Source organism: Brevundimonas sp. EU05-FHT14B07, assembly GCF_058790795.1.
This window is the reverse complement of sequence record NZ_JBYTCZ010000001.1, coordinates 451,584-475,791: the sequence shown is the minus strand read 5'-3', so window position 1 is coordinate 475,791 and position 24,208 is coordinate 451,584. Positions and strand designations below refer to the sequence as shown.

General features: G+C 65.8%; 16 protein-coding genes. 7 read left to right on the top strand and 9 right to left on the bottom strand.

Annotated elements, in window-relative coordinates:
* Positions 1-33: 33 nt before the first annotated feature.
* Positions 34-1,278 carry an MFS transporter gene (locus tag AC3WRC_RS02345; protein WP_492302764.1) on the bottom strand — a complete coding sequence of 415 codons (1,245 nt, stop codon included), beginning with the start codon at positions 1,276-1,278 and terminating at the stop codon, positions 34-36.
* Positions 1,279-1,485: 207 nt separating this feature from the next.
* Between AC3WRC_RS02345 and AC3WRC_RS02340 the strand changes: the two genes are divergently transcribed.
* Positions 1,486-3,342, top strand: a complete 1,857-nt coding sequence (locus AC3WRC_RS02340) for a glycoside hydrolase family 9 protein (RefSeq protein ID WP_492302763.1) — start codon at positions 1,486-1,488, stop codon at positions 3,340-3,342.
* A 62-nt stretch (positions 3,343-3,404) separates the two neighbouring features.
* Here the strand turns inward: AC3WRC_RS02340 and AC3WRC_RS02335 are convergent, their stop codons facing one another.
* From AC3WRC_RS02335 to AC3WRC_RS02320, 4 genes are all read right to left on the bottom strand, one after another.
* Entirely contained in the window at positions 3,405-4,835 is a 1,431-nt protein-coding gene (locus AC3WRC_RS02335) for a sugar porter family MFS transporter (RefSeq protein ID WP_492302762.1), read from the bottom strand.
* A gap of 47 nt (positions 4,836-4,882) precedes the next feature.
* Positions 4,883-6,187 carry a cation:proton antiporter gene (locus AC3WRC_RS02330; protein WP_492302761.1) on the bottom strand — a complete coding sequence of 435 codons (1,305 nt, stop codon included), beginning with the start codon at positions 6,185-6,187 and terminating at the stop codon, positions 4,883-4,885.
* 31 nt (positions 6,188-6,218) lie between these two features.
* Positions 6,219-8,744 carry a glycoside hydrolase family 3 protein gene (locus tag AC3WRC_RS02325; RefSeq protein ID WP_492302760.1) on the bottom strand — a complete coding sequence of 842 codons (2,526 nt, stop codon included), beginning with the start codon at positions 8,742-8,744 and terminating at the stop codon, positions 6,219-6,221.
* A gap of 153 nt (positions 8,745-8,897) precedes the next feature.
* Positions 8,898-9,941 (bottom strand): LacI family DNA-binding transcriptional regulator, encoded by a 1,044-nt coding sequence (locus tag AC3WRC_RS02320; protein WP_235551222.1) that lies wholly within the window; start codon positions 9,939-9,941, stop codon positions 8,898-8,900.
* 137 nt (positions 9,942-10,078) lie between these two features.
* Here AC3WRC_RS02320 and AC3WRC_RS02315 point away from each other — a divergent pair, with 137 nt between their 5' ends.
* Both AC3WRC_RS02315 and AC3WRC_RS02310 read left to right on the top strand, forming a co-directional pair.
* Entirely contained in the window at positions 10,079-11,605 is a 1,527-nt protein-coding gene (locus AC3WRC_RS02315; protein ID WP_492302759.1) for a tryptophan halogenase family protein, read from the top strand.
* Positions 11,602-13,008 carry a tryptophan 7-halogenase gene (locus tag AC3WRC_RS02310; RefSeq protein WP_492302758.1) on the top strand — a complete coding sequence of 469 codons (1,407 nt, stop codon included), beginning with the start codon at positions 11,602-11,604 and terminating at the stop codon, positions 13,006-13,008. The genes AC3WRC_RS02315 and AC3WRC_RS02310 overlap by 4 nt, the downstream gene beginning before the upstream one ends.
* 65 nt (positions 13,009-13,073) lie before the next feature.
* Here AC3WRC_RS02310 and AC3WRC_RS02305 read toward each other — a convergent pair whose 3' ends face one another.
* Positions 13,074-16,169, bottom strand: a complete 3,096-nt coding sequence (locus AC3WRC_RS02305) for a TonB-dependent receptor (RefSeq protein ID WP_492302757.1) — start codon at positions 16,167-16,169, stop codon at positions 13,074-13,076.
* 214 nt (positions 16,170-16,383) lie between these two features.
* Positions 16,384-17,895 (bottom strand): tryptophan halogenase family protein, encoded by a 1,512-nt coding sequence (locus AC3WRC_RS02300; protein WP_492302756.1) that lies wholly within the window; start codon positions 17,893-17,895, stop codon positions 16,384-16,386.
* A gap of 199 nt (positions 17,896-18,094) precedes the next feature.
* Between AC3WRC_RS02300 and AC3WRC_RS02295 the strand changes: the two genes are divergently transcribed.
* Entirely contained in the window at positions 18,095-19,036 is a 942-nt protein-coding gene (locus tag AC3WRC_RS02295) for a histone deacetylase family protein (RefSeq protein ID WP_055753131.1), read from the top strand.
* Between the two features lie 2 nt (positions 19,037-19,038).
* The gene (locus tag AC3WRC_RS02290; RefSeq protein WP_492302755.1) at positions 19,039-19,569 is read left to right on the top strand and encodes a 2'-5' RNA ligase family protein; all 531 of its coding nucleotides are present in this window, start codon (positions 19,039-19,041) and stop codon (positions 19,567-19,569) included.
* A 331-nt stretch (positions 19,570-19,900) separates the two neighbouring features.
* On the opposite strand, the gene AC3WRC_RS02285 is transcribed toward AC3WRC_RS02290, so the two are convergent.
* Together AC3WRC_RS02285 and AC3WRC_RS02280 are read right to left on the bottom strand one after the other, a co-directional pair.
* On the bottom strand, positions 19,901-20,113 hold the full coding sequence (locus AC3WRC_RS02285) for a hypothetical protein (RefSeq protein ID WP_492302754.1): 213 nt from the start codon (positions 20,111-20,113) through the stop codon (positions 19,901-19,903).
* 104 nt (positions 20,114-20,217) lie between these two features.
* Positions 20,218-20,754, bottom strand: coding sequence for an arylesterase (locus AC3WRC_RS02280; protein WP_492302753.1), 537 nt, complete (start codon positions 20,752-20,754; stop codon positions 20,218-20,220).
* Positions 20,755-20,994: 240 nt separating this feature from the next.
* Between AC3WRC_RS02280 and AC3WRC_RS02275 the strand changes: the two genes are divergently transcribed.
* On the top strand, positions 20,995-21,687 hold the full coding sequence (locus tag AC3WRC_RS02275; RefSeq protein WP_492302752.1) for an ABC transporter ATP-binding protein: 693 nt from the start codon (positions 20,995-20,997) through the stop codon (positions 21,685-21,687).
* A complete protein-coding gene (locus AC3WRC_RS02270) occupies positions 21,684-24,197 on the top strand; it encodes an ABC transporter permease (RefSeq protein ID WP_492302751.1) in 2,514 nt (837 codons plus the stop codon). The genes AC3WRC_RS02275 and AC3WRC_RS02270 overlap by 4 nt, the downstream gene beginning before the upstream one ends.
* Positions 24,198-24,208: the final 11 nt, after the last annotated feature.

Here is a 24,208-nt window from a genome sequence, read left to right as displayed (position 1 = left end):
CCGTTCAGCCCGCGCAGGTTAACCCGGCAACGTTCATGTCCGGGCTGACCGAAATAGGGTCATAACGACCGCAGCAGCAGCGAAACACGCTGCTGCTGCGACGTAGAGGCCTCGGATATCCAAGCCTACCTGTTCCAGAATGATGGCAGCGATTGGGGCCATCGCCTGGGGTAAGGCCACTGCCAGATTGTTGAGTCCCATATCCCGACCACGATTGTCTTGTGTGGGAAGTGCATCCGCCAACAATCCCATTTCCACGGATCCATAGCCCCCTTGCCCCAGGCCGTAGATTGCGAAGGCGAAAACCACGACGGTCCATGACGGCGCGATCGCCAAGGCGACGGTAGCCACACAAAGGGCCACCGCTCCCGCAAGAGCAATGGGTTGTCGCTGCACGATACGCGTCCCAAACACCGCCATTAAACTAGCAATGAATACGACACTCACGAAGGCGACGCCCGTTAGCACGGCATGGGAACGTTCCGGAGTACGACCAGGCCATCCGACTGCGTCGGTAACGAAATAAAGCAGATAAATGCTGACAAGGGCGTAGCCGGTCGCGATGAGGAGGCGACCTGTCCAGACCGTAGCGAAATTGCGCGATCGAAACGGCGCAAGCAGCGATCCGCTCCCGCCAGTCTGAGACGACGGCGCTATAGGTTGTCGTTCCGAAGACGACTCATCGAAAACGAGGAGGAAGAAAGCGGCTGCACCAAGAAGAATGCCCGCCAGAAGCGCTAATCTGCCGGGTTCGTACTGCGGACCGAGCGCCATCAGACTGGAGCCCAGAGCGACAGCGAGCGGATACGACAGTCCCAGCATCGCCGAGACAGTACTTCTCAGCGAAATCGGCACGCGATCCGCAAATACGGCTGCGAGCGGAGCCATGAGCACGTTGAACGCAAGTTGAAATCCGACCAAGGCCCATACGAACTCGCCCGGCGTCGACGACCGCCATATGCCGACATAGCTTAAAACCGTCAGCAGCGCCCCAAGCGCAATCCAAGGTCGGCGACGACCAAACCGCGAACGCGTCCGGTCGCTGATCGCGCCCATGGCGATATTGGCCACGGCGGCCGTGATCGCGCCCCAGACCATAGCCCGGCTAAGAATTTGAGTTTTACCCCCGGCGTCAAGAGCGGCGGCGTGGAGCGGAGCGACGATTTGGAACAGGGGCGCCAGACCGATGAAGGCGGCTAGGAAAAGCACCAGATATGCCACCAAGACCAGGGGCGTGCGGCGGGTTTGAGAACGGCTGGAAACTTCACCCTCCTCCATCGAGCGGCCCCCTCCTCTATGGCACGTGGCTCGACACGCTTGCTAGCGCGATCATGGCGTCATCCGGTGTGAGTAGCTGCAACAAAATGCGATCGGCGAAACACTTGTGACAACGCTGTCAGATGCTAGGGTTTTCGCGAGGATCGTGCGGCACGTCGGCGTATGGGCGTCGCTCATGAAAGTACACAGGCCTTGAGGGAGGTTGGGGTGAGAAAGAGATCGAGCGCGAGCGTCGCGGCCGTGGCCCTGGCGGCCGCCTTCAATGCGGCACAGGCGGAGACGGAGACCAGCGCCGTCCGGATGAGCCAGATCGGGTTCGAAACCCAAGGGCCGAAGACGGCAACGGTCGAGGATCGGGCCACCCGCCCCCTGCCTTGGCGCGTGGTGGACCCGGCGGGCGCTAACGTGGCCCAAGGCACGTCCAAGGTCTTCGGCCAAGACGCCGCCTCGGGCCAAGCCGTGCATACGGTCGATTTTCAGTCGCTGCAGACCGTTGGCGAAGGCTATCGGCTGATCGTGGGATCGCACGAAAGCCGACCATTCTCGATCCAGCAGCATCCGCACGCCCGCCTGAAGTACGACGCCCTGGCCTATTTCTACCAGAATCGGGCCGGCGTGCCGATCCTGGCGGATCACGTCGCGCGGCCGGATCTGGCGCGTGCAGCCGGGCACCCGCACGAAGTCGCCGCCTGTTTCTCGGGCGCGGATATGGCCGGCGTGGTCTGGCCCGGATGCGACTATACGCTGGATGTCACCGGCGGCTGGTATGACGCCGGCGATCACGGAAAATACGTCGTCAACGGCGGCATCTCGGTCTGGATGCTGTTGAACGCCTATGAACGCGCCATGACCAAGAGCGGCCCCGGCGCAAGCGCCTTCGCGGACGGCAAGGTCGACATTCCCGAGGCCGGAAACGGCGTCAACGATCTGCTGGACGAGGCGCGTTACGAGATCGAGTTCCTGCTGAAGATGCAGATTGCTGACGGCGTGAAGCTGAAGGTCCCGGTCGGTGCCCAGGCGCCGGGTCAGCCGCTAACCCTGACCGAGATCGACGCCGGCGGCATGGTCCATCACAAGGTGCATGATGCGCAGTGGACGGGCCTGCCGATGGCCCCGGCGGACGATCCCCAGCCGCGACTTCTCTATCCGCCCAGCACAGCCGCGACGCTCAATCTCGCCGCGGTCGGCGCCCAATGCGCGCGGATCTGGCGTGACATCGACCCGGCGTTCGCGCGCCAGTGTCTGACGGCGTCGCAGCGCGCTTTCCGCGCGGCGCTGCGCAATCGCGACGTTCGGGCCGGAGAGAACTTCGCCGGCGGCGGCGCCTATGGCGACAACGACTTCTCGGATGAATTCTATTGGGCCACGGCCGAGCTTTTGGCCACGACGCGCAATCCGGCCTATCTGACCGCGCTCAAGACCTCGCCCTACTATCTGGGCGGACCCCTGTCGGGCAAAAGCGCGACTGGCGATCCGGGCTTCTCCTGGACGGCGTCGCTGGGGTCGCTGACGCTGGCGACCGTGCCTGACGTTCTGCCGCCCGAGGATCTGGTCACCGTGCGCGCCAACATCGTGGCGGCCGCCCGCGCCTACGTCGATGCCGGCTATGGTCAGGGCTACGGCCTGCCGGTCGCGGGCGAGAAATACGAATGGGGTTCGAACGGCGCCTTGATGAGCCGGGCGGTGATCCTGGGTTCCGCCTTCGACTACACTGGCGACTGGGATTTCCGCAATGCGGTGATCTGGTCACTGGATTATGTTCTGGGCCGCAATCCGATGGATCGGTCCTATGTGACCGGCTACGGCGATCGTCCGGTCCAGAACCCGCACCATCGCTTTTGGGCGCATCAGGCCGACCCGGCCTATCCCCTACCCCCGGCGGGCGCCCTGTCGGGCGGGCCGAACAATCAGGCCATGATCGACGACGTGGCCAAGACCCTGGTCGGCAAGTGCGCGGCCCAGACATGCTGGGCCGACGACATCAACGCCTATGCCCTGAACGAAGTGGCCATCAACTGGAACGCGCCCCTGGTCTGGGTCGCCGCCTTCATCGACGATCACTGACGCGTTGCAGACCTGGGACTTCCGCCGTTCGGAGGAACGGCGGAAGTTGGGATCTTAAATCCTTAGGCCATCTCTTCCAGTTCGCGACCGCGCGTTTCCTTCACCCAGGCCTGGACCAGGAAGAAGGAGATCAGGGCGCTGACCGCGTAGAAGCCGTAGGTGATCACCAGGCCCAGGGTCGCCGCCATCCACGGGAAGCTGACCGAGATGGCGAAGTTGGCGATCCACTGGGCGAAGCCGGCGACGGCCAGGGCCGAACCCCGCATCTGGTTGGGGAACATCTCGCCCAGCATGACCCACATGACAGGGCCCCAGCTGAAGTTGAAGAAGACGACATAGGCGTTGGCCGCGATCAGGGCGATCAGGCCGGTGTTGTCGTCCAGATGCAGCGAACCGTCGATCAGGGCGGCCTTTGAGAAGCACCAGGCGACGGTGGCCAGGGTCACGAACATGCCCGCCGAACCGATCAGCAGCAGCGGCTTACGGCCGATCTTGTCGATGACCGAAATGGCCGCAAGACAGGCCGCGATCGACAGGACGCCGGACAGGATGTTGATCTGAAGCGCGTCGTTCTCGGAGAAGCCGACCGACTGCCATAGCACCGCGCCGTAGTAGAAGACGATGTTGATGCCGACGAGTTGCTGGAACACGGCCAGGATCAGGCCGGCCCAGACGATGGGGCGCACCTTCTTCGTCGCGGGGTCCAGCAGGTCGGCGAACTTCGGCTTGTGATCGGCCGCCAGCGAGGCGCGGATTTCCTGGACCTTGCGCGCACCGGCGCCCGCACCGAACAGTTTGGACAGCACGGCCTCGGCCTGAACGTCCTTCTTCTTGACCACCAGGAAGCGCGGGCTTTCCGGGATGACTAGCAGGGCGATCAGATAGACGGCGGCGGGGATGACCTGCAGCCAGAACATCCAGCGCCAGGCGGGGAAGCCCAGCCAGAACTCGGCGGTCGAGCCGCCCGCCGTCGCCGCCAGCACATAGTTGGCCACGAAGGCGCCGGTCAGGCCGGTGATGATCATGATCTGCTGCACCGACGACAGTCGGCCGCGGATCGAGGCCGGGGTCACTTCGGAGATATAGGCCGGCGACAGGACAGAGGCGGCGCCGACGCCCAGACCGCCGATGAAGCGGGCGATGATGAAGTGGGCCGAGGTGTCTGCCGTCCCCGCCCAAAAGGCCGAAACGATGAACAGGCCGGCGGCGATCTGCATGACCGTGCGACGGCCGATGGCGTCGGCCAAACGTCCCGCGATAAAGGCGCCGACGGCGCAGCCCAAGAGGATTGCGCCGACGTTGAAACCGGTTCCCAGGGCCGACAGGTTGAAGGCCGCCTCCAGCCCGTCCTGGGTGCCGTTGATGACGCCGGAATCGTAGCCGAACATGAAGCCGCCGATGGTGGCGACCGCCACGATCAGGGCGATAAAGGCCATGTTGACGCGGTCGTCGCCCGCGATGTCGGGGCCTGAGCCCCCCGTCGGTCCTGCCATCTCGATATTCCCTCCGAAAGCCCGCAAAATGGTTCGGGCCTTTATTCCTAAGCCTGCTGGCGTTCCGTGATACCCGGCAATTCGGGATCGGACTCTTTCGACCCGCCCAGCTCGCCCCGCGCCCTCGCCTTCCGGCCGTAAACCCATTCGAACAGGGGCGAGGCCATCAGGGTGGTGATGATGGCCATCAGCACCAGGATGGAGAACAGGGCCGGGCCGATGACGCCCTTTTGCAGGCCGATGTTGATGATGATCAGCTCCATCAGACCGCGCGCGTTCATCAGGGCGCCGATGCCCATGGCCGTGGCGTTGTCCTGACCGGTCAGGCGCGCGGCGGCCCAGCAGGCGCCGCCCTTGGCCAGGATTGAGCCCAGCAGGATGACGACGGTCACAGCCAGCAGCCCCAGGCTGTTGACCATGGTCAGCTGTGTGTTCAGCCCCGAGAAGGTGAAGAACATCGGCAGCAGCACCAGCACGGCGAACGGCTCCAGCTGACGCTTGACCTCGTCGCTCAAGGGACCGCGCGGCATGGCGACGCCCAGGATGAAGCCGCCGAAGACGGCGTGGATGCCGACCGCATCCATGGCCCAGGCGCTGAGCATGAACAGGATCAGCACGATCCCCAATACCGTCGGGCTGAGCCGCCCTTCCCGCTCGACGATACGGCCCAGCGGCGCCAGCAGCTTCGGGCCCAGCGTCAGCATGAACAGGGCGAAGGCGCCGCCTCCGGCGATGGCCATGATCGCCACCATCGGCCCGGCGCCGAAGCTGGCCAGGACGATGGCCAGGACACACCAGGCCCCGGCGTCGTCGATGGCGCCGGCCGCCAGCGACAACGACCCCAGCCGGGTGCCGCTGAGCCCCCGCTCATGGATGATGCGCGCCAGCATCGGGAAGGCGGTGATCGAGATGGCCGCGCCCATGAACAGCATGGCTTGCCAGGTCTGGATGCCCTGCCCGAACAGACCCTTAGCGACCAGCCAGGGCGCGATCGCGATGGCGACCAGGAAGGGCGCCGCCATGCCCGCCAGCGACACGGCGGCGGCGCTTTTCGCATTGGCCCTGAAGTGATCGCGACGAAAGCCCAGCCCGACCAGGAACATATAGAGGCCGACGCCCAACTGGGCGCCGACGAACAGGATCGACTGCGACTCCTTTGGGAACAGAGCCGCCTGCAGATCGGGCGCCAGCAGGCCAAACAGCGATGGCCCGAGGATCACCCCGGCGATCATCTCGCCCACCACCTGCGGCTGGCCGAAGTAGCGCTTGGCCAGCCAGCCCACGATGCGGCAGGCGGCGATGATGATCGCCATCTGCAGGAAGAAGGCCACGCTCAGTTCAGCATTGGTCATGCGGCCGGTTCCCCCCTTGGCGAGCGCCAGCCTACTGCGTCGGACAGACGGCGTCGCCCTCGTTCGACGCCAGGCGAATGTCTTCGACCGTGACCGCGAAATCGGCGTTGGTGCGCAGGCCCCAAGGTTGATCGACGGCGGCGATGTCGGCGCCACGGTCACGCAGGCACGACAGACGCACGTTCAGCGTACGCCATTCGCCGACGGGGGCTGCGCCGATCAGACCGGAGATATCGACCGAACCGGCGCCCAAGGTCAGGAAGACGGCCCCCTTGGGCCGTGCGTCCACGCGGTAGCGGAAGGCGATGGCCATCTCGCCGTTCGACTGGCGCGTCAGATCGACCGGCTGCGCCGCGATCAGAGCCTGTCCCCCGCCCTGCGAGAAGGTCAGGGCGCGGGCCGACTCCTGGCCTGCGCCGTCGGTGGCGCGCGCCGACACGCCGCCGCGCGGGCTAGCGCCGCTCTTTTCGGCCCCGAGGCGGAAATCTCCACCCGCATCGCGCAGCATCAGCGACCACGGGGCGACGAAGCGGCCATCGACGAAATAGCGATCCAGGCTGCCGCCGGCGTTGGCGACGCCGCTGTCTTCCGACAGGGCGCCGACGCGGGCGTTGCGCGCATAGGTCAGGCCGTAGCCATAGGCGAACTGCGGGTCATAGCCAGGCTGACCGACGTTCAGGGGTTCGCCCTTGGCGGTCTTGGGCCAGCTGAAGGACAGGGTTCCTGTGAAGTCGTTGCGCGGCTTGCCCGCCGCATCGCCGATCAGGACGTCGGCGACGCCGGCCCCTTCGGTGCCCGGCAGCCAGGCGGCGACGAAGGCGTCGGACGCATTGATCTCGGGGTTGGTCCACATCGGCCGGCCGGACAGGAAGACTGACACCGTCGGAATGCCCCCCGCCTTCAGACGCTTCAGCGTCTCCAGCGGGCCGGTCGGCAGGAAGTCCAGCGTGTCCACATCGCCCTGGAACTCGGCGTACGGGGTTTCGCCGAAGACGACGATGGCCACGTCGGGCTTCTGGGTGAAGGCCCCGTCGGCGCTGAGCGTCGCTTGGCCGCCGCCGGCGGCGACCGCCTCCTTGATGCCGCCCCAGATCGACTGGCCGTTGGGGAAGTCGGCGTTCGAGTTGCCCGTGCCCTGCCATGTCAGGGTCCAGCCGCCCGAGGCCTGGCCGATGTCGTCAGCGTGACCGGCGACCAGCACCCGCGCGCCCGAGCGGATCGGCAGGACCGAGCCCTCGTTCTTCAGCAGCACCAGCGACTTGCGCACCGCCTCGCGCGCCAGGGCGCGGTGAGCGGGCGAGCCCAGTTCGTTCAGATGCCCCTCGACCGGGCGGCTGTCGTTGAACAGGCCAGTCTTGACCTTGACGCGAAGGATGCGGCGCACCGCCTCGTCCAGGCGCGCCATCGGGATTTCGCCCGACTTCGCCTGGGACAGGGTGCTTTCGTACAGCGGCTTCCAGCTGTCGGGGGCCATGAACATGTCGATGCCGGCGTTGAAGGCCAGGGCGCAGCTCTCGTTGGAACAGCCCGGCAGCTGGCCGTGGGCGTTCCAGTCCGACACCACAAAGCCGTCGAAGCCCAGCGGGCCGCGCAGCACGTCGGTCAGAATGGTCTCGTTGCCCGAGTGCTTGACGCCGTTCCAGCTGGAGAAGCTGGCCATGATCGACAGCACCCCGGCGTCGATCGCCTGGGGATAGCCCGACAGATGGGTACGGATCAGCTCCTGCTCGGACCCGGCAAAGTCGCCCTGGTCCTTGCCGCCCGTGGTGCCGCCGTCAGCCAGGAAATGTTTGGCCGAGCCGGCGATATGGCCGGGGGTCAACGGGTGGTCGGCCGACAGCGTCCCCTGCAGGCCCAGGGTCATCGGTCCGGCGTAGCTCTGGGCCACTTCCGGATTCTCGGAGTACCCTTCGTAGGCGCGGCCCCAACGGTCGTCCTGGGGAACAGCCAGGGTCGGACCGAAGGTCCAGTCTGCGCCGGTCACCGCGACTTCCAGTGCGGTCGCCTCGCCGATGCGGCGGATCAGGTCGGGATCGCGCGCGGCGCCCAGGCCGATGTTGTGCGGAAAGATGGTGGCGCCGACGATGTTGTTGTGACCGTGAACGGCGTCGATGCCGTAGATCAGCGGCACCTTGGCGCCCGGGCGCTGGGCCGCCGCCGCGCGGAAGGCCCGGGCCAATTCGACCCATTTCTGGGCGGAGGCGCGCTCGTCCCCACCAGGCGACGAGTTGCCGCCCGCCAGGATCGAACCCAGCGGATAAGTCAGCAGGTCCTCAGGCTTGATCGAGCCGATGTCGGCCTGGATCGTCTGGCCGACCTTCTCCTCCAGCGTCATCCGGCTCATCAGGTCGGTGACGAACGCTTCCGTCGTCGCATCCGTCATCGCCGCCGGCGAGGCCGCTCGGGGCCAAAAAACTGGATGGGCGCGGGTGGCCTCAGTGACGATGGAGGCCTGGGGCGTCACGGCCTGCACGGGAACGGCCCGAGCCATGCCGGGGTCGATGGCGCAGGCGCTCGACATGAGGGTGATCACCAGGGCGGTGGCGGCCATGCGCATGGAGGGAGACCTGATCGTTGCGGCCGCCACGCCGCCCAAGCCAACCCCGGAGACGCGCCTTCAGGCCGATATGGATGTCCGAAACAGCCCCGGACAAAACCCACTGTGCCAAACGTCTGACAGCGCTGTCAACAACTGCCTGAGTTCGCCCTTTCAATGCTCGATGCGAGCCGTGGACTGGCGCGCGATCAGATCATGCGGAACGATGACACGCGCCGCGGCGTCGCCGTCCAAGAGACGACGCAGAGGCGGAATAAGGCGTTGCGCGGCGGCGGCGGCCATCTCCGCTACCGGCTGACGGATGGTGCTTAAATCCGGCGTGCTGAAACCCGCGCCGGGCGAATCGTCGAAACCGGCCACCGACAGGTCGCCGGGCACCGACAGTCCCAGCCTCGCCGCACATTGCAGGACGCCAAGGGCCGTATCGTCGTTACTGGCGAAGACGGCCGTGATGTCGGGCGAGGTCTCGTGCAGTTTCTCCATCGCCAGCGCCCCGGAGTTGAAGGTGAAGTCGCCCTCCACCACCCAAGCCGGCGCCACGTCCAGGCCAGCCTCGGCCATGGCGTCCGTGTAACCGGCCAGACGACGCCGGCTGGCCCCATAGGCGACAGGCCCGGTGACAAAGGCGATCCGCGTGTGGCCCAGTTCGATGAGATGGCGGGTCATCTCCAATGCGGCGCGCCGTTCGTCCATCTCGATGCAGAAGCCCCGATCAAACGCCGCTTCCGGTCCAATGCGAGCATAGGGCGTACCGGCCGCGTCGAGGGCGTCCATCACCACCGTATTGTCCGAGTTCGGCGGGGTCAGAATGACGCCCTCGGGCCGGATCGAGTTCAGCAGCGCCATGAGATCGCGTTCAAGATCGGCCGAGTTGTGATCCACCAACTCGATCATCAGATGGTAATCGACCTGGCGCGCCTCCATCAGGGCGCCGAACTCCAGACGCCCCAGATAGTCGCTTCCGCGCCCGCTCTTCCAGTGTTCGATGGTCAGATCCGCGTCCACCAGGACCGCGATCAACGACGACGACGCCCCCGCCAGACTGCGCGCCGACAGGCTGCGCCGATAGCCCAGAGACGCAGCCGCCTCCTCTACCTTGGTTCGCAGCGTCGGGCTGACGTTCGGCTCGTTGTTGAGCACGCGCGACACGGACTTGATGGACACGCCCGCCTTCGCGGCCACGTCGTAGATCGTCACCGTCGCCAAAATCCGTCCCCCTGAACGTCGCTCAGACCGCTTCTAACATCCCCGCTCGAAAAGGCGATGCCGACACCGCTTGTGGTCAGGCTTGTCCATCGCTGTCATGCCGAAAAATGGTCTGCTAGACAGTCGGCATGATGATCCAAAACGATGCCGGTCCGATCCGAAAAATCGTCATCCTGGGCGGAGGAACCGCTGGCTGGATGACGGCCGCCGCCCTGTCTCATCGTCTGGCGGGCAGCGCCGTCTCGATCGAACTGGTCGAGTCCGACGAGATCGGCATCGTCGGCGTGGGCGAGGCCACCCTGCCCCACATCCGCGCCTTCAACACGGCCATGGGCATCGACGAACAGACGTTGATCGACCAGACTCAGGCCACCTTCAAACTGGGCATCCAGTTCGTGGACTGGGGGCGGCCCGGCGACAGCTATATCCATCCCTTCGGTGCCTATGGCGAGCCGATCGAGGGGATCGATTTCCAGCATGTCTGGGCCGCGCGCCGCGCCATGGGCGACGCCGCCGACATCAGCGACTACAGCTATCCGGTCAGGGCGGCCGAGGCGAACCGGTTCCAACGGCCGGTTTCCGACCCCGGCTCCATGCTGTCCACCTTCAGCTACGCCTTTCAGTTCGACGCCAGCCTCTACGCCGCCTTCCTGCGCCAAGTGTCGTGCGGACGCGGCGTGGTCCGCACCGAAGGGAGGGTCGTCGATCACGTCCTGAATCGCGCGACCGGCGAGGTCGACGCCATCATCCTGTCGGACGGGCGTCGCATCTCGGGCGATCTGTTCGTCGATTGCTCGGGCTTTCGCGGTCGGCTGATCAATCAGGCGCTGGAGACGACGTTCGAGGACTGGAGCCATTGGCTGCCCTGCGACAGCGCCTTCGCCGTGCCGTGCCGGACGACGGCGCCGGTCGGCCCCTATACCCGCGCGACGGCCCGCGCAGCGGGGTGGCAATGGCGCATTCCGCTGCAACATCGCACCGGAAACGGCCACGTCTTCTCATCGGCTCACATTTCGGACGAGGACGCCGTGGCGACCCTGATGTCCAATCTGGAAGGTCCGGCGCTGGCCGAGCCGCGTCGGCTAGGCTTTAAGACCGGACGACGCCAAAGGCTGTGGAGCCGCAACGTCGTCGCGATCGGCCTGTCCGGCGGCTTCCTTGAGCCGCTGGAATCCACCAGCATCTACCTGATCCAGTTGGGGATCACGACCTTGCTGGATCTGTTTCCCGACAGGGTTGGGATGGCGGCGGACGCCGAGGAATACAATCGGATAATGGCGCTGGAGTTCGACCGGGTTCGTGACTTCCTCGTCCTGCATTATGTCGCCAACCAGCGTGATGAGGCGTTCTGGCGCGAGATGCGAACCATGGCCTGGCCCGACAGTCTGTCGGCCAAGGTCGAAGCGTTTAAGTCGCGCGGCCTGCTTCCCGACTACGACATCGGCGTCTTCCTGCCGCCCAGCTGGCTCGCCGTGCTGGTGGGGCAGAACATCGTCCCGAACGCCTGGGATCCGCGTGTCGATCGGCTGGAACCGCAAGCCCTGTCCGCCAAGCTGGGGGGCCTGAGCGACGACGTCCGATCGACCGTCGATCGAACGCCCGATCACATGACCTTCATCCGCCAGGCGGGCCAGCGCGCAGGGGGCGTCCGATGAGCGGGTCAGACAAGGCTTGGGTCATTCGAGGCGGCGGACTGGCGGCCTGGGCGGCGACCGCCCTGTTGGCCAAGACGCTGCCGCCCGGTCATTCGGTCCTGATCGAAGACGCCGCTCCTCCCGCGCTTGGTGAAGAGCCCGAGGTCGTGATCGCTGATCCAGACGGCGTGCTCGTCCAGTTGTCTGACGGCGCCGACCTGTTGGCTCGGGGCCACGGCGGCTTCTTACTCGGCTCACTGCTGCGAAACTGGCACGACGGGCGAGACATCGCCGTCGTCGAGCAGGAGCCCCTACCTGGGATCGATGGGGTCGCGTTGGCGGACGTCGTGCTGCGCGCCGCCCGTCAATCTCCCGCCGCCCCCGACTACGCCGCGCTTCTGGCGCCGTTGCAGTTCCAGGCGCGCGTGATGGCGGCCGGTCGTTACGCCCATCCCAGCCCGGATCGGCAATCGCCCCGCTCTCTTCTTCGTCCCAGACTGATGCTGGACGCGCGCGTTCTGACGGCGCGACTGCGGGACATCGCCCGGCGCGCCGGCGTGCGAGAGGGTCTGGGCGACACCCGCGAGATCGCGCCCTTCATGACCGTGGACACGCGAACGACCAGAGCCTTTGACGGCGACGGCGACTGGACCGCACGCCTGGGCTACGACCGCTGTCTGACGGTGCGCTACGCGGGCGGCGACCACGCGCCGCGTCTGGATATGACCAACCTGGTCGAAGGGCTGGCCAGTCGCAGCCCCCTGCCCGGCGGCGGTTTCGCCAGCCTGGCCTACGCCGCAGATCGCACGACCGCTGACGTTGCGAAGGCGGCGCTGGCGGCCTGGCTGGGTGATGTTGATGTCGTCGCCCTGTCGGACGTCGCCCTCGCGCCCGGCCTGGATACGCATCCCTGGAGCGGCCGTCGTCTTGCTCTTGGTCCGGCGGCGGCGCGCTTTGGCGACGCCTTGGGCCTGGATAGCGCCGCGCTGGAGCGACAGCTGACACAACTGGTCGCATCGCTGCCGGGCGCGTCCGCGCAGATTATAGCCTGCGCCGAGGCCTATAATCAGGCGGTGGTTCGCGACATCACGCACCGCGCGGACCGACTCCATTTGATCCTTCTATGCGGATCGCAAGGCCAACGACTAGCCCCGGCTGGCGACGACCTGGCGCGTCGCATCGCCCAGTTCACGTCTCGCAACGCCGGCGTCGGCCTGGATGGCGATCCCTACGACGCACAACACTGGACCCTGCTGATGGCCGGCCTTGGCCTGACGCCGCGCCGTTACGACATCCAGGCCGACCGTCTGGACATCAAGAGCGCCACGGCTTCGCTGGGGCGAATGGTCATGGCTTTCGACCAGACCTTGGCCGCCCTGCCCGCCCATTCTCAGTTCATCGAACGGCTGCGCGAAGGCGGCTGATCCAGCACGAAAAAAAGGGGCGTCGATCAGATCGACGCCCCAAGTCTTCGCTCAGAGAAGAAGTCTTAGAAGGTGTAGCGCAGGCTGAACGTCACCCGACGGTCGCTGCGGAAGTAGGACCGCGGGGCCAGCGGGCCGGCCTGGTTCGCGCCGTTCAGGTTGTAGGAGGTCTGCTGCTGCGTGACGGTGACCTCGTCCAGCAGGTTGGCGCCATACAGACCGATCTTCCAGTTGTCGTTCAGAGTGTAGAAGATCGAACCGTCAAGCTGACCCGTCGAGTCGTTGAAGATCGGCGAGAACGGGTTCACGTCGTCGCGCGGGGTCAGCAGGAAGCCGTTGCGCCAGTTGTAGGCCAGGCGCGCCGACAGACGATCCCGCTCGTAGAAGATCGAGAAGTTGTAGGTGTGCTTCGACAGCTGCTGCAGCGGCAGTTCCAGACCCACATAGCGCGGCTCGGTCACAGCATTGGGGAAGGTCGAAGGCTCGACGTAGGTGTAGTTCGCCTCGATGCCCAGCCCGCTCCACAGGCCTGGCAGGAAGCTGTAGGTCTGCTGATAACCGACCTCGAAGCCCTTGATCCAGCCTGAGCCGATATTGACCTGTTGGTTGACCTGGACGTCGGTGGAGACGCCCTGCGCGTTGCTGAACTGCTGCACGGTCGAGCCGCTGGCCAGAATGTCCGACAGGTCCTTGTAGAAGGCGTTGAAAGTCACCGAGCTGCCCGGCTTGAAATACCATTCCACGCCAAGGTCATAGTTCCACGAGCGCACGCCCGTCAGCTGCGATCCGCCGGTGAAGGTAGTCAGCAGCGGGGCGGTGTTGACGTCGCCGCCGTTGTCCCGGACCTGGTTCATGTCTGTGTAGAACAGGGTGGCGGCGAAGGCCGTCACGCCGAAGTCCGGGCGCGTCATGGCGCGCGACACGGCCCCGCGGAACACCCATTCCTTGTACTTCAGATTGACGTTCAGGCTGGGCAGCCAGTCGTCATAGCTGTTGCCGCGCTCGACCTCTTGGAAGCTGCCGTCGCTGAAGGCGACCAGCTGGTTCAGACGGTCGTTCGACAGCAGGCAATAGCCCGGCGCCGACTGACCCGGCTGGACGGTCGAGCACCGGAAACGGGCGATGGCCGCCGCGTTTGCCTGTGTCACCGGAATGTTCTGACCCGGGAAGCGCGGATCGTTGCCGTTCGCATCACCGAAGTTCTGCGCGATGTTGGGGCTGGAGATGAAGCCGCGCGTCTGGAAGTCGGTCTTGGCGTAGCGAACACCCAGGTTGCCGGTGACGGCGGTGTCCGGACCGAAGACATCATCCCAGCCGAAGTCGAACCGGACATAGGCCGAGGTGGTCTGTTCCGCCGAGTTGTTGATATCGCCCGGCAAGAACGGCGTGCCGGCGATAGCGCCGGGACGCTGATCAAGCGGACGCCAGGTCGAGCCCGAGCTGCTCGCCGCAGCCAAGGCCGCCTGCAGCGTGCCGTCCCGATAGGCCGCGATCAGATCGGCTGTCGGATAGAATCCGCTCATCGGCGTCGGATTATGGCCGCGCTGGAAGTTGGGGAAGTCGTAGGCTTCGACGGCGAGCGGACCGGTGGTCTGGAACGGCGTGACGCCGCCTGCCCAGCTCTCGGAAATCGCACCCCAGTTATAGGCTGTATAGCGGCGGGTCTGCTCGCGGTCCGAATAGCGCGCGCCCATGCGGATGGCGCGCAGCGGCGAGTTGTCGAAGTCGTATTTGACGTCGGCCTTGAACGCGGTCTGATCGCCGTCCGACTGTTCGATGTGGTCCATCGCCGAACGATAGTAGAAGTTCGACGGGCTGTTTGTGCTGGCCGACGGCTGGCCCGAGGCGTCCACAAACTGGATGTCCGGCACGCCGTGACGCCCTTCGCCGATTAAGGTGTAGAGCGGCGTGATTGCGCCGTAGACGCTCATGTCCAGATCGTCGGCGCTGGCCTTGCTGTATTGCGCATCCAGCCAGATCGACAGGCGATCGGTCGGATGGAACTCGGCGGCCAGAGAGAAGTCTTCGGTCAGGGTTTGCAGATCGCGCTGACGCTTGGGCAGAACCTGCAGGTTCGGCGCATTGCTGACCAGCAGCCCGCTCGTGAAGACGCCGTTGGAATCATAGGTGAACGACTGGCCCGGCAGGGGGGTGGGATTGCCGCCGCTGCCCAGATCCACTTCGACCACGCGCTCGCCCCAGGCCGAGGTCGAGTCGGCGCGAATGTATTCGCCGGTCAGCTTGGCGCGGCCGTCGGTCGATTCCCATTGCAGCGAGCCATCCAAGGTCGAACGCGAACGGTCGAACTGCTGGGTCCGCACCGCGCCGCCGCGCGGGACGTATCGGCGATCCTCGCCGTTCGACAGATCGGACCGATAGGTGAAATCTGTCAGGTGGCTGCCGTAAGCTTCGGAATACAGGTCGGATTCGCCATAGCTCAGCAGGGCGCCGAACGAGCCGTACTGGGTGTCCCAGACGTTGCTGATCAGGGACGAGAAGCCCAGGCCCGGCTTTTCACGCAGGTCGCCGTACGACCCTTCGACCGTCGCGCCGAAGACGAACTTGCGGCTGTCGAACGCCTTGCGGGTGCGCAGATCAACGACCCCGGCGATGCCGCCTTCGATCCTGTCGGCCGTCGCATTCTTGAACACCTGCACGCTCGACAGGAGTTCCGGCGACACGTCGTTGAAGCCCAGGGCGCGACCCGTGTTCACGCTAAAGGCGTCGCGGCCGTTGAACTCCGAGCGGACGTAGGACAGGCCGCGAATGATGACGTTGGAGCCTTCGACCGAGAAGTGGTCGGGGTCGGTCGGGCCCTGGAAGCGGTTGATGTTCACGCCGGGGATGCGTTGCAGCACTTCGTTGACGGACTTGTCCGGCAGCGCGCCGATATCGTCAGCCGTGACTGCGTCAACGAAGGTGTCCGAGTCGCGCTTGATCGCCTGCGAGGATGCGATCCGCGCCCGGATGCCGGTGACGACGACGTCGTCCACCTGCGCCGCATCGTCCGTGGCCGGGGCAGTCGTCTGCGGCGCCGGCGTCGATTGCGCGTGGGCGGCAGTTGCGCCGACGACGGCGACCGTCAACGCCAGGGCGGACGCGGAACGGCGCAGCCCGCGAGCGGCGGGCGCATAGCCGGCTTGGAACATCTCTGACTTCACTTCTGATCCCCCCGAGGACGGTTCAGCCCGTCGCAATCGTTTCGGCAGCCTTGATCGACCGTCCGCGAGCGTGTTGGACTACTGATTGACAGCGATGTCAACGCCTCGCGACAAGCTTGGCTCGTTTTTGATCAGCGGGTTCAGAAGCGGCGCGCGCCCACCATTGCGAAGGACGCCAGTCTGCTGACACGGTTTTCAGGCGGCAGGCCCGGTCTCAAAACGCCTTGCGATTCATCGTCGTCGCCAGAACATCTTCGTGCGTCGGCAGGGCGTCGGCCGTGCGCCAGATGCTGTCTCGGATCGCTGACAGCCGGCCCAGATTGGCGTCATGACTGATAACGTCGGAAATCGGGTGACGTCCGTGCGGCGTCAGTCCCTGCCCCACCGCGACCGCCAGCCAGCTTGATTCGGAAAAGATATCATGGTCGCGCCTGACGATCCGACCCGTATCCTCGAACAGGGCGATCTTGGCCGCCAGCCGGTCCGAGATCGGCATGTCGCGCACTTGGCTCCAGAACGATCCCGCTCGCTGATTGACCTTGTAATGCAGGATCAGGAAGTCGCGGACCGTGACGAATTCCTCCTCCATCAGCACGTTGAACTCACGGCGAAGGCCGTCGCTGTTTTTGTGCGACGGAAACAGGGTGATCAGCTTGGTGATGGCGCTCTGGATCAGGTGAATGCTGGTCGATTCAAGCGGCTCCAGGAATCCGCTCGACAGTCCGACCGCCACGCAGTTGCGCTTCCAGCAATCCTTGCGCCTGCCCGTGGCGAACCGCAGGCGACGCGGCTCGGCCAGGGCCGTGCCCTCCAACCGCGACATCAGCGCGTCCTCGGCGGCCTGATGCGAGATGTGCGCCGAGGAATAGACGTAGCCGTTGCCGACCCGGTGTTGCAGCGGGATGCGCCACTGCCATCCGGCCTCGCGCGCCGTCGACCGCGTGTAAGGAGACAACGCCCCCTCCCGTTCGCATGGGACGGCGACAGCGCTGTCACACGGAAGCCAAGAACTCCAGTCCTCATAGCCGGACGCCAACGCCTGCTCGATCAAAAGGCCGACGAAGCCGGTGCAATCGATGAAGAAGTCGCCTTCGACGACCCGCCCGTCGTCCAGCCTGACGCCCGCGATATCACCATCCGCCGCCTGCTGGACCTCGACCACCCGCCCTTCGCACCTGACGACCCCCAGCCCCTCCGCAAAGCGGCGCAGGAAGGCCGCATAGAGCGCCGCATCGAAATGATAGGCGTACCCCAGGCTGGACAGCGGCGACTGCGGCCCGCCCTGGGGATGAACGAAACGGCCACGGCGCGCGGCCTGCCAGGCCATGGAATAGGTTTCCAACGGCTCCGCCCCCCCCTCGGCGCAGGCCTTCAGCCAAAAATGATGAAAGGCGACGCCTTCCATATCCAGCCCAAAGGCGCCGAACGGATGGAAATAGCGCTCGCCCTCGCGTCGCCAGCCGTCGAACTCGATCCCCAGCTTGAAGGTGGCCTTCGTCTCGCGCAGGAAGTCCGCCTCGTCGATCCCCAGGCGCGCATTGAACTTCAGGATCTCCGGGATCGTCGCCTCGCCGACGCCGATGATGCCGATCGCCTCGGATTCGACCAGGATCACGGTCTTGCCAGCGCCCTCGAACGCCTGCGCCAGCGCCGCCGCCGCCATCCACCCCGCCGTCCCGCCGCCAACGACGACGATGCGATCGATGATTGGAGATGGGTCAGACACGTTGCGCCTCGTTCAAGATTGATAGCTCGATTGCATGATCGCCACTATCGTTACCCTAATTTCGTAACCACTGCCGCGCGGAATGGATGAGCACGCAAAATACATAAGGCTATCCTTATGTGTTTCTGCAGAGAGCCTTCCGAGGGTCGGCAAACTAGAATGCAGCGTCATCAATCCTAGTACGTTCTCTACGAAACCCATGTCCGTCCCAGGCCCCCTTCCCCCGATCGTCTATCACCCGGCCTACAGCGCCGCACTGCCCTCGGGTCATCGCTTTCCGATGCAGAAATATGCGCGCCTGGTCGAGGTGCTGAGAGAAGAGGGAATTATCGGACCGGAGGGGCTGTGGGAGCCCGAACCTGCGGATTTCTCGCTGCTCGCCGCCGTGCATGATCCCAACTATGTGCGCCAGGTGCTGGACGCCCGCGTTCCGCCGAAGGTCGAACGTGTCATCGGCCTGCCCATCACGCGAAGCGTCGTCGAACGCACGCAGGCCGCCGTCGGCGGCACGCTGACAGCCGCCCGTCTCGCCCTTCGCCACGGCCTCGCCTGCAACACGGCCGGCGGCAGCCATCATGCCGGCCCGATGGGCGGCGCCGGCTTCTGCGTCTTCAACGACATCGGCGTGGCCGCGAGAGCCTTGCTCGATAATGGCGAAGTCGGCCAGGTCCTGGTGGTCGATCTGGACGTCCATCAGGGCGATGGAACCGCCTTCATCTTCGAACACGAACCTCGCGTCTTCACCTTCTCCATGCATGGCGAGAAGAATTTTCCGGTGCGTAGGGGGCCCAGCGATCTAGATATCGACCTGCTCGACGGAACAGGCGACGAGGCCTATGTCGCCCGGCTCAAAGACGTTCTGCCCGACCTGCTTCAACGCGTTGCACCGGATCTCGTCTTCTACATCGCCGGCGTCGATCCGCACGAAAGCGACCGGCTGGGGCGACTGTCGCTGAGCGACGAGGGATTGGCTGAGCGCGACGCCTATGTGCTGGAAACCTGTCTGGCGGTCGCGCCGCTCGTCGGAGTCATCGGCGGTGGATATGACCACGACATTGATCGTCTGGCGCGCCGCCATGCGACGCTCCATCGCGCGGCCGCCCACGCCTGGCGGCGCGGCTTGGCCCGGCGGGAGGCTTGATCGTGGCAGATCAGCCGCCGCTCATCATCACCGCAGCCCTGGACGACGGCGCCTTCGACTGGTTCGACGGCTTGCGCCAGGCGCACTTTCCCCGCCACCGCAACTTCATCCCAGCTCATCTAACCCTGTTCCACGCGCTTCCTGGGGCGCAGGAAGACTTCGTGTTGGAGACGCTGAAGTCGGCGTGCCGGCGGCAGACGCCCATCCGCCTCGATGTACGCGGCCCGTGGTCCTTGGGGCGTGGCGTGGCCTACCGCCTGGCGTCCGCCGATCTGGACCGACTGCGTGGACAACTCGCGGACGCTTTTTCGCCCTCGCTGACCCGCCAAGATCAGGCCCCGTTCCGGCCGCACATCACGATCCAGAACAAGGTCGACCCCCCAGACGCCAAAACACTGCTTGAGCAGCTTCAACTTGAGTTCGAACCTTTCGACATTCTGGCTGAAGGCCTGCTCGTCTGGCGCTACTTGGGCGGCCCGTGGGAAGCGGTCGATAAGATCACGTTCGAGGGCAAGTCGACCCTCGACGTCTGAAATGCACAAACAGTGCGTGTGGGAACTTTATAATAAGGGTTCTCAAAGGCAGTTGATTTACCGCCTCCCCTGCGTCCTGCTGTCGGCTCGGAACCAACACCAGGCTGTCATTCGCCAAGAGGGCCGCTTACCGCCGAATTCAGCCATCTGCGAAGGTCTTCGAGGTGGACTTCAGAATGGCTCACTGAACGACGCTTTGGTTAAAAGGCCGTTCTTGAAGGCGATATCGATGCGCCTTGGCCGCACATTGACAGCGGCGCTGCCGGCCAGCAGCACTTTTAGTCTACGGCATTTGGGCATGCGATGTAGAGAAACTAGGATAACGAAGTGGTCACGGCCGCGCCCGGACTTCGAAATCGAGCGTCCAACGGCCCTCTCCGGCTCGGCGAAAATCGGCGATACGGGTGGCGATCTGACGATCCAGGCCGTCTAGCAGGGCGGTTCCGTTGGCGACCGAGGCCACTGTTGCATTGGTCTGCCAGAATGGACCGCTTTGGCCCTTTAGCGTGAAGCGCAGATGCACCGTGTCGTTGGATTTCGGCATAGGACGCTCAGACAGGAATTCTTCTCAAACAACAGTAAGCTCCGCCGCACAAAGCGATGAGCACTCGGGGGCGGTGCGAGCCCTTAACGTCGCCGCGTCCTCGACTACCCAGACAGCGCTTTTGCGACGACCTGCGCCAAACCGTCTGCGATGATGCGCACCCCTTCAGCATTGGGATGGATGCCGTCGGGCTGGTTGTAACGGCGATCCAGAGCAACCCCTTCCAGCAGGAAGGGATAGGTCGGAACATCTTCCTTGCGCGCCAGGTCCGCGAAGATGCGGTCGAACTCGGCGGCGTAGGCGCCGTACTGAGGCGGGGCCTTCATCCCCGCGAGCAGGACGGGAATATCGCGCGCCTTCAGCGAGGCGATGATCGCCTCCAGATTGGACCGGACCGTTTTGGGGTCGACGCCCTGGAGCATGTCATTGCCCCCCAAGGCGACAATGCACAGATCGGTGTCGTCCTGGACGCTGTAGCCGACCCGGGCCAGCCCGCCGCCGGTCGTGTCGCCCGAAACGCCGGCGCCGCGAACCCTCACCCTGAGCCCTTTTGCCCTCAACGCCTCTTCCAGGCGCACCGGCAGAGCCTCGGCCGAAGGCAGGCCGAAGCCGGCCGTGATGGAATCGCCCAAGAGGGTCACGATTTTTTCGGGTCCGTCTGAAGGTGCAGCCGTGGGTGAAGGCGAGACCGAGGGCTTAGCCGGCGCCTCTGACGTGTCCTCTTTCGAGGCGCTGCATCCGGCAAGGACGAGCCCCACCCCTCCGGTCAAGAGCGTGCGGCGGTGGATGGGCGGCATGGGCGAAGGGGGCTTTGGAGTCATGATCTGCACACCCATATAGGGACCGGCTTTCCTCCTCCCAATCCAGCAGGCGACATATCGATGGCTTCAGCCGCTCCGCTCGTCCTCGACGGCGTCGTCCTCACCTTGCCCTCGACCGCAGGCCCAGTGGAGATTCTTCGTGGCGTGGACCTGGTCGTAGCGCCAGGCGAGACGGTCGCCATCGTCGGCCCCTCCGGATCGGGCAAGTCGTCGCTGATCTCCATCGCCGCGGGGCTGGAAACCCCGACCCGGGGCCGGGCCATGCTGTTCGGTCAGGATATGGCCGCGCTGGGCGAGGACGGCCGCGCCCGCCTGCGTCGGGGGCGCGCCGCCCTGGTGTTCCAGAGCTTCCACCTCCTGCCCAATATGACGGCCGAGGAGAATGTGTCCGCGCCGCTCGAGTTGGCCCACAGGCCGGAGGCTGTAGCCTTGGCGCGTAGCTGGCTGGAGCGGGTCGGCCTCGGCGCCCGGCGGTCGCATTATCCTCATCAGATGTCCGGCGGCGAGCAGCAGCGCGTCGCCCTGGCCCGCGCCCTGGCGATCGAGCCCGAGCTGCTGTTCGCTGACGAACCGACCGGAAATCTGGACGGGACCAACGGCGCTCTTGTCGCCGACTTGCTGTTCGACCTCTTGCGCGACAGCGGCGCGGCCCTGGTCATGGTGACCCATGACGACCGTCTCGCCGCGCGCGCAGATCGGATCGTGACGATGCGCGACGGCCGGGTCGTCGCTTCGGCCTTGGCCTCTGCATGAAACTCGCCTTCCGCTTCGCCCGCCGCGAACTCCGTTCCGGAATTGCGGGGTTTCGAATCTTTCTGGCCTGTCTGGCGCTGGGCGTGGCGGCGATCGCCGCCTCCGGATCGACTGCGGAGGCCTTCCGCCAAGGATTGGCCAGCCAAGCGCGCGAGATTCTCGGCGGCGACGTCATCTTCAGCCTCGACCAGGGCCGGTTCAGCCCTGACCAACGCGCCGCCTTCTCCGCCCTGGGGCCCGTGGCCTATTCGGTGAGGGCCAACGGCATGGCCGAAACCGGAACCGGCCAGCGTCGTCTGGTCGATATGCGCGGGGTCGACGCGGCCTACCCGCTCGTCGGGGCGGTCGAACTGTCGGGCGCTGCTGATCTGGCCACGGCCTTGCGCGTCGAGAACGGCTTAGCGGGCGCTGTCGTCGAACAGGCGCTGCTGGACCGATTGAATCTCAAGCTCGGCGACACCTTCACCGTCGGCGGCGCGCGGTTCGTCGCCCGCGCTGTCCTTCTGGCGGAACCCGACCGCCTGGGTCGGGGCTTTGCGCTCGGGCCGCGCGTGGTGACGACGATTCCCGCCGTCGAACAGGCCGGCCTGCTCGCGCCCGGCGGCCTGTTCGGCGAGGCGGTGCGCATCGCCCTTCCCGCCGGCGTCGACCCCAAGGCCGCCATCGCTGGCATCGAAAAACAGTTTCCGCAGAGCCGGCTCGAAGCCCGGGATCGGTCAGAGGCCGCCGCCGGCGCCGGACGGCTGATCGATCAGCTGGAGTATTTCCTGGGTTTCATCGGTCTGGCCTCCCTGGTGGCTGGAGGACTCGGTGTCGGGGGCGCCGTCTCGGCCTATCTGGAGGGGCGCAAACCGTCGATCGCGACGCTGAAGGCGCTCGGCGCCGAGGGCGGGCTGATCCGCGACATCTATCTGATCCAGATCGGCGTGTTGGCCGCCGTCGGGGTCGCTATCGGGCTGTTGATCGGGGCCGTCACGCCGCTCGTCATCGGCGTGCTGGCGAAGGACAGCCTGCCCATCCCCGCCCTCTTCGCGGTCTATCCGGCGCCCTTGGTCAAGGCTGGAACATTCGGCCTTCTGGCGGCCGCCGCCTTCGCGCTTGCGCCCCTGGCCCGCGCCCGCGCCACGCCGCCTTCCGCCTTGTTCCGTCGCCAGCTCACCGACCGACCTGTCCTCGGCGTCGAACTGGTTTTCGCTGTCCTGGCGGCGATCGGACTGGCGGGACTGGCCCTTTGGACCGCGCCGTCCAAGCTTGCAGCGGCGGCCTTGATCGGCGGCACGGTCGTCGCCTTCGCCCTTCTGTGGGCGCTCGGCCGTGCGGCGGCCTTCCTGGCCGGGCGTTTGAGACGACACGCCGGCGGCGCGGTGCGGCTGGGACTGGCCAATCTCGCCGGGCCGCGCTCGGCGGCGCGCACCGCCTCCCCCGCCATCGGCCTGGGCGTCGCGCTTCTGGCCATGGTCGTCCTGATCCAGTCCAGCCTGCTGGGCCAGATCACAGAGGTCGCACCACGATCAGCCCCATCCGTCGTCTTCACGGAAATCCCCGCTGATCGCGGCGCAGCGTTCGATGCGGCGGTGGCGAAGGTGATGGCGACGCCCGGCCCGGATCGTTATCGGCGCCTTCCCCTCCTGACCGGGCGGATCGTGCGGTTGAAGGGCGCGCCGGTCGATGTGGACGCCCTGCCTCAAGGCGAACGCTGGGCCTTCGATCAGGATATTCTCCTGTCCGCCCTGGCCGGCGCGCCGGACGATGCGAATGTCGTGTCCGGCAAATGGTGGGCCGCCGACTATGCCGGTCCGCCGCAAATCGCCCTCTCGCGGGATCTGGCCAAGGCCGCCGATCTCAAGGTGGGCGACAGCCTGACCCTACAACTGCTGGGCCGCGAGATGGACGTCCGCATCGCCGCCCTTCGTCGGACCGAGCCGGGCGGGTTCGGGACCAACTTCCTGCTCGTCCTCAACGCCGCCGCTATCCAAGGCGCCAATCCGCGCAGCGTCGCCATCGCCCGCGCCTCGCCCGCCGAAGAACGCGCCCTGACCCAGGCGCTGGGCGCAGACTTCCGAGAGGTGAATATCATCAGCGTTCGCGAGCAGCTCGAGGCCGCCGCCACCCTGTTCGACCGCCTCGCCCTGGCCATTCGCGGGGCCGCGGCCGTCGCCGGTCTCGCGGGCCTGCTCGTTCTTATCGGAGCTATTGCGGCGGGCGTGCGCGAGCGGGCGCGCGAGGCCGCCGTCCTCAAGGTGCTGGGCGGCTCCCACGCCCAGATCCTGACCGCCTACCTCGTTGAATACAGCCTGGTCGGCACCATTGCCGGGCTCGCCGGCCTCCTTCTCGGCGCCGCCGGCGCCTGGCCAGTCGTGACCCTCGCCTTCAAGGCGACATGGAGCGTGGACTGGACCGGCGTCGTTCTTCTTCTCACCGGCGCCACGGGCGTCGCGGCTCTAGGCGGCGGTGTGGCGGCCCTGCACGCCCTTTCGCGACGCCCGGCTCCGGTTCTTCGGTCGGATTAACTAGAGCAACA